Source organism: Bacillus pfraonensis (assembly GCF_050768835.1).
GTDB classification, from domain to species: domain Bacteria; phylum Bacillota; class Bacilli; order Bacillales; family Bacillaceae_G; genus Bacillus_A; species Bacillus_A pfraonensis.
This window is the reverse complement of the sequence record NZ_JAHCDO010000002.1, coordinates 205732-221608: the sequence shown is the minus strand read 5'-3', so window position 1 is coordinate 221608 and position 15877 is coordinate 205732. Positions and strand designations below refer to the sequence as shown.

Sequence of the window (15877 nt, the reverse complement as noted above, 5' to 3'; positions counted from 1 at the left end):
GTAGTATCGTAACGGCATGTAAAAGAATAACGTCCCTATTATCCATAATTCATGAAATACTCTTATGTTAACTGCTACCAATACTATTGCTAAAATCACAAATTCGGAAATATAACCCTCGGATCTTCAATATCATTATTTAGAAAAACTACATCTGCACATTGCTTTGGCGCGTGCTCTTCCATATACATATGACAAGCCGCATGATATCTTTGTAAAAACATTTCCTCTGCCTTCTCCTTACTCCCAAAGGCTCTCGCTTCTCGACTCGAACCACGTTCTCTCGCGATTTCAAAATCTGTTTCTACAAATATTTTATAATCGAATAAATGTTGAAGCTCTTTTTTAAATAAAAAAGTACCATCTATTATAAATATCGTATCTTTTGAAGCGATTATAGGGTCTGTTTTCATATACATATCCGTTTCTAGATCATGTGATTTCATCATATATCGCATATCTCCAGCAGGTCCTAACGGAATCAATAATCGCTCAGCAAATGATCTATAATCATGAGCATCTTCATAATATCCTTTAGCTGATTCTTTGCCTTGTGAATATCTAATTGCCCTTGGATTGTGAAAATGATCTATACTCGCCCGAACAACTTTTCTTCCTTGCAGATGAATTTCTTTTTGTAGCTCATTTGCAAATGTTGTTTTCCCAGATGCTGTTATACCACCAACACCGACTCTTAATGGATGGTCTAGTTTAAACATGAGTATGCGCTCTACAATCTCACGAATAGTAATTTGACGATTCAAATTCCAATCCTCCTTCAAACAGCTCTATTTATCCTTCAAAGAATATTTTAATGAAAAAATACGATTCCGAGTGTGAAATATTATAGATTTTATTCTCGCTTTTTACATGTTATATGATTTGAACCGTTAAAATAAAACTCGAAATAGCATTACTTTCCATGAGTTAATAATAAGACGTTATACGCCTAAGTGGAAGGCTAGGTCGAGTTATCATTTTTGAATATTAGAAAATAAAAAAACTGAACATTAAGAACTTTATGTTAGAATAAGTATATTGAGATGATAAAACTTATTCAAAAGAGAAATTCATTTCATATTCATCATTTCACAAGAAATTACAGGAGGAAAAATACATGGATTTACATATTACGAAAGAATTAAATACGACTAATAAAAACAACATTAATAATAAACTTTATGAATATAATTTAAAGTATTTCCCAACAGATCTAAGAGGGAGGTATCAGGAGATTCATTTATTTCTTAAAGATGAAGACAACAAGATCCGCGGAGGAATATTAGGTGAAATTTGTTGGAATTGGTTAGAGATTCATACTTTTATAATTGATGAAGACATACGCAAACTAGGTTACGGAACTAAACTTTTATTGGAAATCGAACAAATAGCTTTAGAAAAGAATTGTGATTTCATAAAAGTAGATACTTTAAGTTTTCAAGCATTAGATTTTTATAAAAAGCACGGTTATCAAGTGTTTGGTGTCCTTGATCATGTCGGCAGAGACTTTAAGCATTACTATTTGAAAAAAGACTTATCGATGGTTTGATTTTTAAGAGCTTGAATTGAAAATCCTATACAATAAAAAGTAAAACGCTTCGAGTTTATTCTCTAAGCGTTTTTAAATACAAATTACTTTATTATAAATAGTAATTAAACACCCACGCTATTTTTTCTTTGCACTTCTCTAAGAATGATAAATGTTCAAAAAATGATGAAGTGATTTCTTTCGAATCTTGAAAATCCTGCTCTAACGCTTGATTCACTTGTTGAATCATCGAACCACCATATATATAGAAATCCATTTCATCATTAATATGAAAACCACGCGAAGTAAAATTTGTTGTTCCGATAGCTATCATTTCATTATCAATAAACATTAATTTCCCATGAAACATCCCTTTTTTATATCCATATACAGCAATCCCATTCTGCAATGACTGACGGATATATGGATATGCTGCTTCTTTTATAAGTGGAATATCTGGTTTGTAAGACCAAAGTACCTTTACCGATACACCGCGTTTTCTCGCCTGAATTAAAGCATTCATGAGCTCTTTATCTCTCGGTATAAAATAAGATGTAGCAATCACAATGGAATGCTTTGCTTGTTTTATTAATTCCATATATTTCGCAACAACTTTATGTCCATTATAACTAGACATCGTATGTAGCGTTTTTCCTTTGACATTTGGTCGAGCTGCTCTCGTAATTTCTTCTGAAGTATCTCGTTTCCAATCTAACGCAAACTGTTCTTCTAAATCATTTACTCCTTCTCCTTGCAAGCGCACATGATAATCTCGCCAATAGCCAAAGCGCTTGTCCTTCCCTAAGTATTCATTACCAATGTTAAATCCACCACTATATCCTATTTTGCCATCTATCGTTGTAATACGGCGGTGATTACGATGGTGTAATGAATAGAAAAAGAATGGAAAATCAGGCTTTCTACTATATGTAAAATGGACACCACTTGCTTGTAATTCCTTCTTAAGCTTTCTTTGGAATGATAGATCATTGATCCAGTCAATCGATAAATAAACTTGAACTCCTTCCTCTGCTTTTTCTTTCAACAAATTTAAAAAGGAATGACTGCTTTCATCATCAGAAATAATATAGAAAAAAGTGAAAATGGAATGTTTCGCCTCTTTTATATCAGAAAACAGCTGTTTATATAACGATTTACCTTCCACATATAATTGAAAGTCACTATAATGAGGAGCATATTCTTTCGGTTGATTTTCCCCATTCTCTATCTTTCTCCCCATTGTTACATCAATATGCATCCAAATAAAGAGAAAAATTACTATGCTCATGATAATAAACATAATACGTAATACCTTTTTCACCATTTTGTTTTCCTTCCGTACAAAATAATTGTCTTCGGATAGTATTGCAATAGAGATTATATTTTATGAACAATTTCAAAAAAAAGATGCAGCATTATACCGCATCCTCTTTCTATTAAATAAAATTCCTCGCATCATTATTTCTACCAAACTTATAGATAGCAATTAAGAAGAAAGCAATCGCAAAAGCGAATAAAATTAAAATATTTAAATATAACTCAGAAAAAGGAATACCTTGCTGTAATTTCTCTATCGTATCTAATAGCCAGCGCTGTGGGAGAAAATCTGCTATTTTCTGTACTGTTTTCGGCATGATGTCATACGGAAAATAACATCCAGCGAGCAAACATGTTGGGACAATAACTATATTTTGCATCGCATTTGCAGCAGTAGAATTTTTTGCAAAAGACACAATTACTAACGATAAACCAATTGCTATTAAAGCAAATATCATAAGTACACCAACCATTACTATGAAAGGCATATTTATATTCGTATGAAAAACATTCGTCATAAATAATACTGCAATTACAATTTGTATCGTTAATATTATCATATTCACCGCGACATTAGATCCTATAAATTTCTTCCCATCTATCGGTGTTGATAATAATCTAAAATACGTTCTATTCTCTTTTTCTTTTAAAATAAATCCTGAGAAGTTCACCGCTGAAAATAGCATAAACACTATAAGGAAGCCCATCGTTTGATTTGTCATATCTTTATTTTTCGAAGTATCTTCAATTGTCTCAGACTTTACTTTAAATGAACTTTTTTGGTACCCTGCATACATATTATCAAACGTACTTTGATCCGTCCCTGCCACTTTACTAATCGCTGCGATATTATCAACATAGTTATATAAATACGATTTTATAAATACTGTTACTTGATCGCCTTTAATCGATGAAATCTCAATACGACTCGGTTTCCCATCTCGAACACTTTGTGAAAAACCAGACTGAAATGTTATAACACCATCAAGTTTTTTTGAAGTAAGTTTATCTTCTACTTCAGACTCCTTAACTTTACTTACCTTTACATGATTTAACCCTTCTAAAAATTTCACCGTATCATTTGCTATCGGCTGATTTTCTTTATTTATAACCCCGATATTTAACGTCCCTTGCCCTACATTTCCATATATCGAAAAAGAGATAAGCGTTCCTATTATCGGCAAACTAATAATAATTAGTAACCCTTTTTTATTTTTCAAAAGTACAGATAACGTTTTTTGTATAAGCCATAAAATATCTTTCATACTATAGCCCCTCCCGTCTGCGTAATGCAATAATCGCAATTAATAAAAAGAGTGCTGAAATTCCGATATTTAAAAAGATTACTGGCAATGACGCTCCTATGTCATTTGCATAAATAATTTTTATAACAGCTGTATTGGACCAAGTTAACGGCGATAAATTCGTAACGAAATTCTCTTCTACTACGAAGTATGCCCCACCAAAAATAGAAGCTAATTGCACAACAACCATAATAATCGCTTTAGATGCTTCACCTGTTTTTGTCATATATCCGATTCCTAAACCGAAGCTAATTGCTAGAAAAACTTCTGTTAGTAAAATAAGAAATATGATTCCGAGATGATCACCCCAATTTGCTTGAAAAACAAATTTGCTAAATAAAATGACAAGCAATATACACAGCGCATTCGCTACAAGACTGCCGAGCACTTTCCCAATGAAAATTTCAGCTTTACTTATAGGCGCAGCAATGAGACGATCTCCTGTTTTACGTATTCGTTCTCCTCGAATTAAAGAACTCGCTCCCATTGCAGCATATAGCGCTATCATCGTTGTCATTACAACTGCATAATAATCCATAGAACCTGGTTTTTTAGCAGCTTGTAAAGATGTTTCCTTTATATAATCGTTATGATTTCCATTTGAAATAACTGCGTTAACCTTACTAGGATCTACTTTTACAACTTCGGCCGCTACATTGTACTTATAAACAAATGTTGTAAGCATTCCTTCCACAATACTTCCCTCGACACTACTTCTGTCGCTCCCGTAAAATTTCGCACCATCTTTATTTAATTCTACATAAGCAGCATATTTATTTTGCTTCACTTCTTCTTTCCCATCTATCCCTTCGGAAATTTTCTTAAAGTGAATACCTGATTTATCGACTTCTTTCGTAAATACTTCAAATGATTGAGAAAACGTACTACTTGCTTCATCTTTATAAAGCACTTGTATTTCTTTAATCGAATGACTATCGCTATTAAATGCATTACTTAACGCTGTTCCTAACACAAGCATAAGCACAACCGGAAATGCTAACATAAAAACTAAAGTTCTTACGTCCCTGAAATCTCTCTTAATGTGCATAACTGCAATATTGAAGATGTTCAATCGATGAACCTCCCTTTTCCTTTTCTTCATTCAATTTTATTTATCTCGTAAGTTTCTTCCAGTCAACGTAAGGAATACCGTTTCTAAGTTCGGAGCCTGCTCCTCTAACGAACGAATTTCAATATCATGATTAATGCAGTGTTGAATAATTTTATTTAAGTTGTTTAATCCTGCATCAGAGTTTACTTTAATTACGTTCTCTTCGATTTGAACAGCTTTCACACCGTTTATCTCTTTTAACTTTTCTACATCTAAATTTTCTACTGACTTCACTTCAATCCAAATATCTTTCGTGTCTGTAATAATCGCTTTTAACTGTTCTTTCGTGCCTTCTGCAATCACTTTACCGTGATCGACAATTGCAATTTTCGTACAAATCTCTTCTACTTCTTCCATGTAGTGACTCGTATATATAACCGTACTTCCCATTTCATTTAATTTTCGGACAGACTGAAGAATATAGTTTCTTGACTGCGGATCAATTCCAACTGTCGGCTCATCCATAATAATTAACTTCGGTCTATGCGCAATTGCACAAGCGATATTCAGTCTTCTTTTCATCCCGCCAGAAAAGTTTTTCGGATAACTTTTCTGTTTATCACTAAGCCCTACAAATTGAAGTGCTTCCTCTACTCTCGCTTTTAGTTCAGCACTTCTTAGTCCGTACAATCCAGCAAAAAATTTCACATTTTCATAGGCAGTTAGCTCCTCGTATATTGCTATATCTTGTGGAACAATGCCGATGTTCATTTTCGCAAATCGATTATGTTTCTTTATATTTTTTCCTAGCATGCTAATTTCACCTTCATTACTTCTTAACAAGCCAGCAATCATATTAATTGTTGTACTCTTACCAGCACCATTCGATCCTAAGAATCCAAATATTTCTCCTTCTTTAATTGATAAAGACATATTATCTACTGCGATGAAGTCACCAAATTTTTTCGTTAAATTTTTTATTTCTAATGTATTCATCATTTCACCCCTATTTCGATTTCTCTGCTGTTATTATAAACAAAAAGAATGAACCTGCTCAGTGCAGAAGTTCATTCTTTTCACATGAGATTATTCACTTTTTTCATATGAGATCATTCATACAATCTTCATTTAGGAAATCGGTAATAGCGTCGTTATCGAGAAACCATCCGTTCCATCTACAATTATCTTCCCGTTAATTGATGCTGTTCTCTCTTCCATCCCAATAATACCAAGCCCTTTTTTTACAAGAGATGCTCCTTTCCCATTATCTTTCACATGCACTTTAATTACCTTATTAAGAACATGCAAATCAATTGAAATGACCGTTGCCTCTGCATACTTCATCGCATTTGTTAACGCCTCTGTAACATTTTCACCGATGATTTTCCACTGAATTGGGGAAATCATATCTAAATTCCCTTTATATACGAAAGGAATCTTTACATCATGCTTGCTCGCAAATTCATCTATGAATAATTTCATACGATGAATTCCAACTTGTTCAGTTGGTGGTTTCATATTCTTTAAAGTAATTCTAATACTTTCAATCCCATCTTTTGAAATATGAATCGCATTTTGTAATAACTCCTCCGCTTTCACTTTATCAATTTCCATTAACCTCTTTGCAGCCTCCATTTGAATAAGAGCACCTGTCATCGAGTGACCAATTTTATCATGAATTTCTTGTGATAACCTGTTTCTCTCTTCTAATTTAAATGTATATTCTGATTGCCTTATGTACTCTTTATTTTCATTTAAACTTTTCGTAAGTCTTTGCATATCTTTTCGCATCTTATCATTTTGTATTTCTAACTTTAGTAAGTGAGCTATATAACGGTCTGCTATCGTTAAAGCGAGAAAACAAAATGCGCTAATGAGCCCATATGTCATTTGAATATCATCACCTATAAAAATGATGGGAAGGATCATTATGAAAAAGATTTGCCACTTCTTTTCTATGTAATAACTTACGACTTCGTATAAGTTCAAAGATAAAAATAAAATAAAAAACGGATGAACCTTCCATGTAAATAGTATGACTACACCTATTGACGCACAGATTAATACTTTTTTATACGTATCTTTCTTTAATATAGAAATCGTCACGTTTACAGAAAGATATAAAAGCAACGTAAATATAACCCACGGTAAGTTCGTAACATTTGAGTGAATGTAACTAAACACAATATATAAAAAGACAATGAATTTACTTACAGTTAACCAAAATTCCATAACATTAATCTACTTTCCCTGTTAAATAATAAATCGCAATTTGCGTGCGATGTTCAAGTCCAGTTTTCCCTAAAATAGATGTAATATAATTTGCAATGGTTCCTTCTGATATGAAAAGTTGCTTCGAAATTTCTTTATTAGAAAATCCTTTTGCAATTAATGCGATAATACTAAGCTCTCTTTCTGTGAAAAGGCTCTTATCTATTTTAGGCTCCGCTTCTTTATTTTCGAGTAAATTACTCTTAATTTTATCAAGAACAACATCTTGCATAACAGTTTGGCCGTTATATACTCCTTTTATTGCATCACGAATACGCTCTGGATCATTATTTTTTAGTAAATAACCTTTCGCTCCGTTTTTTACTGCGTCCAAGATATATTCATCATCATCAAACGTCGTTAAAATAAGCGGTTTCGTTTTCGTCTCTTCACAAATTAACTTCGTCGCTTCTACACCATTCATGTTTGGCATACGAACATCTAAAAGTGCAATATCAACTTCATATTTTTTACAATACGCTACAGCTTCTTTTCCATCATTTACAGTATCTAATACTTCGAACTCTTCATATGTATTTAAAATAATTTTCATGCCTTCTCTAATAAATGAGTTATCATCCGCTATTAATATTTTTATTTTCATGGTCCTTAGTAGAGGCCTCCTCCCTACTAACGTTCACATCCTTTCTCTATGTAACATTTCCCTATCGCCTATTATATACTGCACTAAACTATTTTTTTACATTTTCGAAGTGGTTTGTATACGCAAAATATATTATTCTTTTTACAAAAATAGTGATATAACACTATCAGCAATCACCAACCAAAAAGAATCTGAAGGAACTATAGGATGGGAGGGTGTAGAAGAATTAAAGAAAAATACGAATAATTCTTCAGAAGAATATCCTGATACAAACAAGCAAGAACAATGGTATAAAAATACATTAAAGGTTGGGAACGGTGCTCATCATTTATATATATCCAAAAAACTTATAATTTGAATGTGAATGTTCTTGAAAATTAAAAATCTATAATCAAAAACCTTTCACATTTGTTATATCATGTAAAAGGTTTTTGATTTATTTTTTATAATTAATATGACCTACCTTCAGCTTATATCACAGCCTTCAATCCTTCTAACACCAACCCAATCATAAATCCACAAACAGCACCGTTCACTCGAATCCACTGCAAATCTTTGCCGACGTTATTTTCAATCATTTCAATTAATGTTTGATCATCTAACTTATCAAGATTTTCTTGTACAAGCTTTCCAATCTTAGAATGATTGTTTTCAACAAGGTTTACAATTTGCTTTTGCAACCAGTCTTCCATTTTTTGAACTGTTACCGGATCTTCTTTCAATTTGTTCATTTGTTTCGTTAAAAATGGAAGAAGATATTGATCTGCAAATTCTTCTTTTTTAATAAAAGCGACTGCTTTTTCTTGTGCTTGTCCTAACAATTCTGTTATTTTCTCAGCAGCATTCCAATTTGTAATCCAATTTTCTTTCCAATTCTCTAATTCCTGTAATACCGCCTCATTTTCCTTAACATTCATAAGTTCTTGACGTATTTTCATTAATATAAGTTGTCTCGTACTATTATCAGGATCCTGCAAACTACTAATATTACTAATTACAAACTTCTGCAATATACTTCCAATTTTTTCTTCATCCACAATATTCATGAACGATTTAAGAGTAAACTGCAAAAATCCATCTACCTTTATATTTTCCATCGCTTTCATTCCTAAGCTTCCAAGCTGATAACGAGCCTCCTCTTGGGCTGTCCACTCTTTCGCTTTAACTAACATATAATCAAGTGTTTTTTCATCGTATTCTTGCACAACCAATTGATCAATAAGAACTTGCAGTATATTTCCTGTATTAATCGTATATAAATATGTTTTTAATTCTTTTTCAATTACAATAGCTAATTTTTCGGTATTCATTTGAAGAATTGCTTTTTCAGCAATTGTCACAATCCCTTTTTTTACAGTATCCGATTGCATCTCTCTTTCAGCAATTTGTAACACCATTTGCGTCAATTGCATTTCTTTCACTTTACCTGTTATGCTTTCCTTCGTCAGCCACTCATTTTCCAGTGTAGAAATGAGCCCCTTTGTAACCCGTTTCCGATTTTTAGGGAGCAGCGCTGTATGCGGAATTGGAATCCCCATCGGATGACGAAATAGCGCTGTAACAGCAAACCAGTCAGCCAGTCCACCTACTAATCCCGCTTCAAATCCACCTTGTATAATCTCTCCTGCTACTGTTCCTTGAAACGGGATTGTTGCAGCAAAACCAACTCCCATCACCCCAAGTGAAATACCTGCTAAATATTTTGACTGTAATGACATTGTATACACACACCCTCTTGTTATATGAAATGAAGCTTCTTCATTGTATTCAATTCATATTAGTAACTCTTTATATTTTATAAAAGCTTATACCTATACTATAATGAACCGCTTTAAAAATAACAAAGAATTTTAGTATTTGCTACAACTACTAATTAAATATGTAGCAAGTTAGAGTACTTTCCATCCACTCCTTTAAATATCAGTAATCTTATTTAAATAAAAAAGATGACTCCTGTTGAATACAGAAATCATCTTCTTGATGTTGCATAACTTTTTTAAAATATCCTTTACAAAGAGTACAGATTATCCAAGCTTCATCTTTTTTACTTTCGTTCCTCTAACGCTAAATTCAAACCCTTTTGATAATATTGCATCATCACTTCTTCTGGAACCATGCTGCCACCAGTTCCCCAAACGATATGTGTACCTTTTCTTGCTTTTTCTGTTAAATGATGCTTTTGTAAATACTCTTTTCCTTCTTTACATAATTTAACTGGTCCTATCATACCTGCTAGTGCAGAAGGCTCTAAGTAGATTTTTTCTGTATCAGCAAGCTCTTTTAACAACTTATATAACTCTTCATCGCTAACTGTGTAATTCCCACTTAGAAACGGTTCCATCGTTTTACCGACAAATCCAGATGGTCTTCCTACTGCAAGACCATCCGCATCTGTTACATTATCGATACCAATATCTTGAACCGCAATTTTATCATGAAGCCCAGTCATTAAACCGAGTAACATACATGGTGAATGAGTAGGCTCTGCAAAAAAGCAATGGACATTGTCCTTATACAATAACTTTAAACCAAATGCGACTCCTCCAGGTCCACCACCTACCCCGCACGGAAGGTAAACGAATAAAGGATGTTCTTCATCTACTACAATGTCTAACCCTTCTAACTGTTTTTGCAATCGAGATGCTGCCACCGCGTACCCTAAAAATAAATCATGAGAATTTTCATCATCAACAAAATAGCAATGAGGGTCTGCCTCCGCTTGCAATCTCCCCTCTTCTACCGCTTTACTATAATCCGCTTCATATTCAATAACCGTTACATTTTTACTTCTTAGTAAATCTTTTTTCCATTGTTTCGCATCAGCTGACATGTGAACAGTTACATTAAAGCCTAACTTAGCACTCATAATGCCGATACTAAGCCCTAAATTCCCAGTTGATCCTACCGCAATAGAATACTCTGCGAAAAAGTCTCTGAATCTATCACTATCTAAAATTGAATAATCATCTTGCTCCGTTAACATTTCGTGCTGAAAAGCTAATTCTTCTGCGTGTTTCAACACTTCATAAATGCCACCTCTAGCCTTGATTGAGCCTGATATCGGAAGGTGACTATCACATTTTAATACTATTTCTCCTAATAGAGGTTGCCCGTAATTTTTCTCCAAAGAATGTTTCATAGAAGGTATTCTAACTAAAGGAGATTCTATAATCCCATTCGTCCCTTTCGTTTCTGGGAAAACTTTTGCAATATATGGTGCGAAACGCTTTAATCTCTCTTCAGCACCTTTTACATCGTCCTCCGTAAGCGGAGAAGCTTGTATCGCTGTTTGGAAATTTCCAATGTTCGGATTCACCCAAAATATTTCTTCCAATGAAATTAGATTGTTTAATAGTGGATATTGTTCTTTCAATTCCTCTATCCCCTTCATTTCTCTTCCTCCTCATGTCCTTGTAGCCAGCTATATAATAAATTATAATTAAATTAATTTTAATACAGTTTAACATAAAATCGCATTTACGTTAATTTAAATTTAATTTTTTTAAATATAATTAAATCTTATTAAGGAGAATCTATCATGGAAAATATAGATATCGGTAAAAAGATCGAAAAACAAAGAAAAGTCAAAGGTTTAAGTAGTAAAGAACTAGCAAGGATGGCTGAAATTACGCCGTCTATGCTAAGTCAAATTGAACGTGGTTCCGCTAACCCTTCCATCCAAACATTAAAAGTATTAGCTAAAGCTCTTGATGTTCCAACATTTAGTTTTTTACTCGAAGAAACAAATACAGATGATTTAATCGTACGGTCCAATCAACGAAAAAAAATGATTATTGATAATTTATCCTATGAATTGTTATCACCAGATTTCACAGGAAATTTAGCAACAACACTTATGACTGTGCCTCCGAACACTTCTTCCTCGGAAAATCTTCTAGAGCATAAAGGAGAAGAAGTTGCATTTGTTTTAGAAGGGAAGATTACAGTGTATTTAGATGAAGAAGAGTATATATTAGAAACTGGTGATAGTGTAAAGATACCAGCGTATTTAAAACATAAATGGATAAATAATTTTAATCAAAATGCAGTTGTCTTATTTTCAGTTACCCCACCTATCTTCTAATACATTCAGCTAAAAATACAGTAAAAGGGCAATATATAAATAATATGTATTGCCCTTTTACTGATGGTTGTAAAGAGAGACAAAATAAAAAGATATCGGTTCATACAATGTATAAAAATACTAAAAAAACAGCAACACACGAATAATCGTTCGCGTGTTGCTGTTTTTATTTTTTCGGAAGCAATACAATACCTATACTAATCATAACAAAAATAAGTAACTGCTGCATAGATAGACCAAATAATAACGGAACTTGATCACTTATAAGCGAAATAAAAATATGGGCAGTTCCTTCTACAATTAGAAAATAACTTATGTATTTTCTAGTTCCTAGTCTCTCCTTTTGTACCCACAACCATCCCATTATACAAATTGCTATAATGATTTCATACATGTATATAGGATGATAAGAAAACTTTGAATCATAAAGTTTCATTCCCCACGGCATTGTTGTCTGCAAACCAACCTTTTGATGGAATAAAAAATAGAAAATGATGATGCTCCCTATTCCAAATGGAAGTATGTCTAATAAAATAGAAAGCGAGTAATCAACCTTTTTACTACGCCATACAATATATCCGCTTGCAATGAAACAACCAATTATAATGTGATGAGTACTCCCTACAGCTAATAACGCTTGCCATGGCGATTGAAAAGCCCACCCTGGATTCAAAATTACTGGTGCGAATTTCCATGTTAAAATAATGATTAAAAATCCATTTGTTATGGCATCCATCATTCTTTCATATAAAAGACCTTGACTTTTCATTTTTAATTTCATGAGCATGAGTCCAAACAAACTTCCCACTATGGGAGAAATCGGCTGTATTTTTACCATCCATTCCATCATTCCATGAACTCCTTTTACTGCTCAATCAATTGTTTAAATTTCTTTTCCAATTGATCCGGGGGTAATACTCCGCGTGCTTGGTCTACAATAATTCCATCTTTATCAACAAAAAACGTTGTTGGTAATGAAAAAACTTTATAATCAAGACCAGCCACTCCATCCATGTCTAGTAAAACAGGAAACTTAAATCCGAAACGATCCGCAAATGCCTTTGCTTCTTGTACTGGATCGCTCACCGTTGCATTAACCGCAAAAATTTCGATTTCTCCTTTATATTTATCATAAAGATGTACTAAGTCCGGTGCTTCCATCTCACATGGACCACACCATGATGCCCAAAAGTTAATAATATACGGTTTACCTTTTGCATCATTTAATGAATAAAGCTTTCCATCTAATCCTTTAAGTGTAATTTTCGGTGCCTTAAATCCTACTTGAGGTAATACTTCTTTCTCTTGCTGTGCTGCTTGTTTCGCTTTCCGTTCTTTTTCTTCTTGCTTGGAATTATAAAAGTTAACTCCAGCCCAAATAAGTGCTCCAGCCAGTATAATTGCAATTAGTTTTTTCACTTTCTTTCCCCCTATTTTTTAAAATCCTGTAAATCCATCAAATAACCTGATAAAGAATGCTGTTATTTTCGTCATTTGGTTCGTATAAAGTAAAATACCTGTCAAAATCATCATGCTACCGCCAATTTTCATCATGGCACTGGCATATGTAACGATCCATTTGACCTTACTTATAAAAAATGCCATAACAAAGAACGGAACCGCAAACCCAAGTGTATAAGCTGTAATATAAAGAAGTGCCTCATCTGGGTTAGTTGCACCGAGCATTAATACTGCTGAGAATATTGGTCCCACGCATGGTGTCCATCCAGCTGCATATGTCATACCAACAAAAATAGAACGAATATATCCAGTTGATTTACTTTTATAATGAAATTTCTTTTCAGACATAAGCCATTTCGGTTGAATGAGCCCTGTCATAAATAAACCCATAATAATAATAAAGATTCCACCGATTTGTTGAATAAGTCTTTGATTGGATGAAAATGTTACACCAATCCAACTTACAGATAAACCTAATGCATAAAATATAACGGAAAAACCGATTATAAAAAACAATGTGTGCATCAGTGCTGTTTTTTGCATCATACCGCGTTTTTCTTTTAAATCTTGAATAGAAACACCTGTAATATACGATAAATAAGATGGATATAGTGGCAACGAACAGGGTGATACAAACGAAAGAATCCCTGCACCTACTACAAGCCATATCGTTAAATCTGCTGCGTTCATTTTACTCCTCCTACAAAACACTACAAAAAGTAGTGTTCGATATTAAAAAAAGAGGCTATATGCACTCTCCAATAATCAGTACAAACGAAATAAGAAATAGCCCCATAGTCATGTAAACAGAATTCGTATGTAACGGCATGCTGAGCTTTATAGATGACGGGCTAACAATTTGTTCAATACGTAAATTGATTGCCGTCTTCGCAAAAGAAGCTGTTATAAACGGATTAGATGCTGTTTTTATTTTCATTAATTTTAACAGTGCACTACCTAATTCAAACGATGATTTCATTTGATCCATCGCATATTTGTCCGCCAATAGCTCCTGATACGTATGATAACGCTGTAACATCCCTTTCAATACCGGGATATATACCATTCCTTCAGCTAACACCGTAAACAGAAACAATTTTAAGGGATCAAGATTTTTTTGATGATATTCCTCATGTAATACAATTGCATCGATTTCTTCTTCTGAAAAAGATTGAAATAGACCTTCTGAAAGGACAATTTTTGGATGAATGACTCCGATAGTAAATGCTGCAACTTCTAATGACGGCAACAAGTACAATTGTTTTTCTTTACGAGTAATCCTAACTAGATTCCTCTTTAATTTTTGGCTATAGAAAAACTGCTTCCATACTCTTTTACACATAACAAATAAGGTGAATAATAACAAGCTTCCCATTACGATGCGAATGATTGATAATTCTCTCATGTGCTTTTGCAACTCAAATAGACAAAACTGTGATAGAAAAAATGCCTTATTTCCGAAGAAAAATGGATATGTAACGTAGTACACTAACATACCAAAAAAGAGAATACTAATGATGCTTGCTAACAATATCATTTTTCGTATTTGCCACTTCATCACACTAGTCCTCTTTTTTCAGTTGATTGAGTTTTTCTTCTAACTTCTTTATTAAAACTGGATCAGCTTGGTCTAGTTCATCTAACATGTGATTCACAACGAGATCACCAAATTCCCCCATCAATTCCTGTGTCATTTTCTTTGTTTGATTTGATAAAAAGGACTCTTTTGTTTGTACAGCACGGTATACACCGCTTCTTTTTACCATTTGTTTTTGCAAGTGTCCTTTTTCTACTAAGCGATTCATTACAGTCATTACTGTATTAAAATTCACAGGAGAATCTTCACCTAGTTTTTGCTGAACTTCTTTGATGGTAATATCCGGGGTATTCCAAATAATCTCCATAATCTTCGCTTCGAGCGGTCCAAAGAAATGGTTTAATCCTTGCTCATTTAATTTATAGTTTTGGGTAAACATACTATGTCTCCTTTCACACTACAAATTGTAGTATAAAATAAACGAAAGGTCAAATATAGATTTAGTGAACTACCCACCACTTAACGACCTTACAGTCTGTTTGAAGTGGGAGCTTCAAAAGTCAACAGACTTTCTCTTTTATTGCTAATTCTCCTCCACAAGCCTACTCGCTGGGCCACGCCCTTCTCGTTCCTTGAGGAAGGGGACTTCTTTTCGGAACATATGTTAAAATACCGTACATCCCTTTTCCTTATTCATGCACGCTTTTTCATTTTCATCTT

At 33.4% G+C, this 15877-nt stretch carries 16 protein-coding genes; 2 read left to right on the top strand and 14 right to left on the bottom strand.

Annotated elements, in window-relative coordinates; translation table 11 throughout:
* Positions 1 to 95 precede the first annotated feature (95 nt).
* Positions 96 to 764: a nucleoside/nucleotide kinase family protein gene (locus KFD70_RS02425; protein WP_336451914.1), complete on the bottom strand. Its 669-nt coding sequence runs from the start codon at positions 762 to 764 to the stop codon at positions 96 to 98.
* Between the two features lie 353 nt (positions 765 to 1117).
* Here KFD70_RS02425 and KFD70_RS02420 point away from each other — a divergent pair, with 353 nt between their 5' ends.
* The gene (locus KFD70_RS02420; RefSeq protein WP_336451913.1) at positions 1118 to 1549 is read left to right on the top strand and encodes a GNAT family N-acetyltransferase; all 432 of its coding nucleotides are present in this window, start codon (positions 1118 to 1120) and stop codon (positions 1547 to 1549) included.
* 91 nt (positions 1550 to 1640) lie between these two features.
* Here the strand turns inward: KFD70_RS02420 and KFD70_RS02415 are convergent, their stop codons facing one another.
* From KFD70_RS02415 to dsdA, 8 genes are all read right to left on the bottom strand, one after another.
* Positions 1641 to 2852 carry a phospholipase D-like domain-containing protein gene (locus KFD70_RS02415; protein ID WP_336451912.1) on the bottom strand — a complete coding sequence of 404 codons (1212 nt, stop codon included), beginning with the start codon at positions 2850 to 2852 and terminating at the stop codon, positions 1641 to 1643.
* Between the two features lie 112 nt (positions 2853 to 2964).
* The gene (locus KFD70_RS02410) at positions 2965 to 4110 is read right to left on the bottom strand and encodes an ABC transporter permease (RefSeq protein WP_431612890.1); all 1146 of its coding nucleotides are present in this window, start codon (positions 4108 to 4110) and stop codon (positions 2965 to 2967) included.
* Position 4111: 1 nt separating this feature from the next.
* Positions 4112 to 5221, bottom strand: a complete 1110-nt coding sequence (locus KFD70_RS02405) for an ABC transporter permease (RefSeq protein WP_431612889.1) — start codon at positions 5219 to 5221, stop codon at positions 4112 to 4114.
* A 36-nt stretch (positions 5222 to 5257) separates the two neighbouring features.
* A complete protein-coding gene (locus KFD70_RS02400; protein WP_336451909.1) occupies positions 5258 to 6196 on the bottom strand; it encodes an ABC transporter ATP-binding protein in 939 nt (312 codons plus the stop codon).
* A 132-nt stretch (positions 6197 to 6328) separates the two neighbouring features.
* Positions 6329 to 7432, bottom strand: a complete 1104-nt coding sequence (locus KFD70_RS02395; protein ID WP_336451908.1) for a sensor histidine kinase — start codon at positions 7430 to 7432, stop codon at positions 6329 to 6331.
* A gap of 4 nt (positions 7433 to 7436) precedes the next feature.
* The gene (locus KFD70_RS02390; protein ID WP_336451907.1) at positions 7437 to 8075 is read right to left on the bottom strand and encodes a response regulator; all 639 of its coding nucleotides are present in this window, start codon (positions 8073 to 8075) and stop codon (positions 7437 to 7439) included.
* A 470-nt stretch (positions 8076 to 8545) separates the two neighbouring features.
* Positions 8546 to 9793: a DUF445 domain-containing protein gene (locus tag KFD70_RS02385; RefSeq protein ID WP_336451906.1), complete on the bottom strand. Its 1248-nt coding sequence runs from the start codon at positions 9791 to 9793 to the stop codon at positions 8546 to 8548.
* A gap of 326 nt (positions 9794 to 10119) precedes the next feature.
* Positions 10120 to 11466, bottom strand: a complete 1347-nt coding sequence (gene dsdA / locus KFD70_RS02380) for a D-serine ammonia-lyase (RefSeq protein WP_336451905.1) — start codon at positions 11464 to 11466, stop codon at positions 10120 to 10122.
* A 147-nt stretch (positions 11467 to 11613) separates the two neighbouring features.
* Here dsdA and KFD70_RS02375 point away from each other — a divergent pair, with 147 nt between their 5' ends.
* Positions 11614 to 12159, top strand: a complete 546-nt coding sequence (locus KFD70_RS02375; protein ID WP_336451904.1) for a helix-turn-helix domain-containing protein — start codon at positions 11614 to 11616, stop codon at positions 12157 to 12159.
* Positions 12160 to 12325: 166 nt separating this feature from the next.
* On the opposite strand, the gene KFD70_RS02370 is transcribed toward KFD70_RS02375, so the two are convergent.
* The 5 genes from KFD70_RS02370 to KFD70_RS02350 are packed head-to-tail and all read right to left on the bottom strand — an operon-like array spanning position 12326 to position 15596.
* Positions 12326 to 13009 carry a prolipoprotein diacylglyceryl transferase family protein gene (locus tag KFD70_RS02370; protein ID WP_336451903.1) on the bottom strand — a complete coding sequence of 228 codons (684 nt, stop codon included), beginning with the start codon at positions 13007 to 13009 and terminating at the stop codon, positions 12326 to 12328.
* A 14-nt stretch (positions 13010 to 13023) separates the two neighbouring features.
* A complete protein-coding gene (locus KFD70_RS02365; RefSeq protein WP_336451902.1) occupies positions 13024 to 13578 on the bottom strand; it encodes a TlpA family protein disulfide reductase in 555 nt (184 codons plus the stop codon).
* A gap of 18 nt (positions 13579 to 13596) precedes the next feature.
* Positions 13597 to 14310, bottom strand: a complete 714-nt coding sequence (locus tag KFD70_RS02360; protein ID WP_336451901.1) for a cytochrome c biogenesis CcdA family protein — start codon at positions 14308 to 14310, stop codon at positions 13597 to 13599.
* A gap of 55 nt (positions 14311 to 14365) precedes the next feature.
* Entirely contained in the window at positions 14366 to 15178 is an 813-nt protein-coding gene (locus KFD70_RS02355) for a M56 family metallopeptidase (RefSeq protein WP_336451900.1), read from the bottom strand.
* Positions 15179 to 15182: 4 nt separating this feature from the next.
* A complete protein-coding gene (locus KFD70_RS02350) occupies positions 15183 to 15596 on the bottom strand; it encodes a BlaI/MecI/CopY family transcriptional regulator (RefSeq protein WP_336451899.1) in 414 nt (137 codons plus the stop codon).
* Positions 15597 to 15877 lie beyond the last annotated feature (281 nt).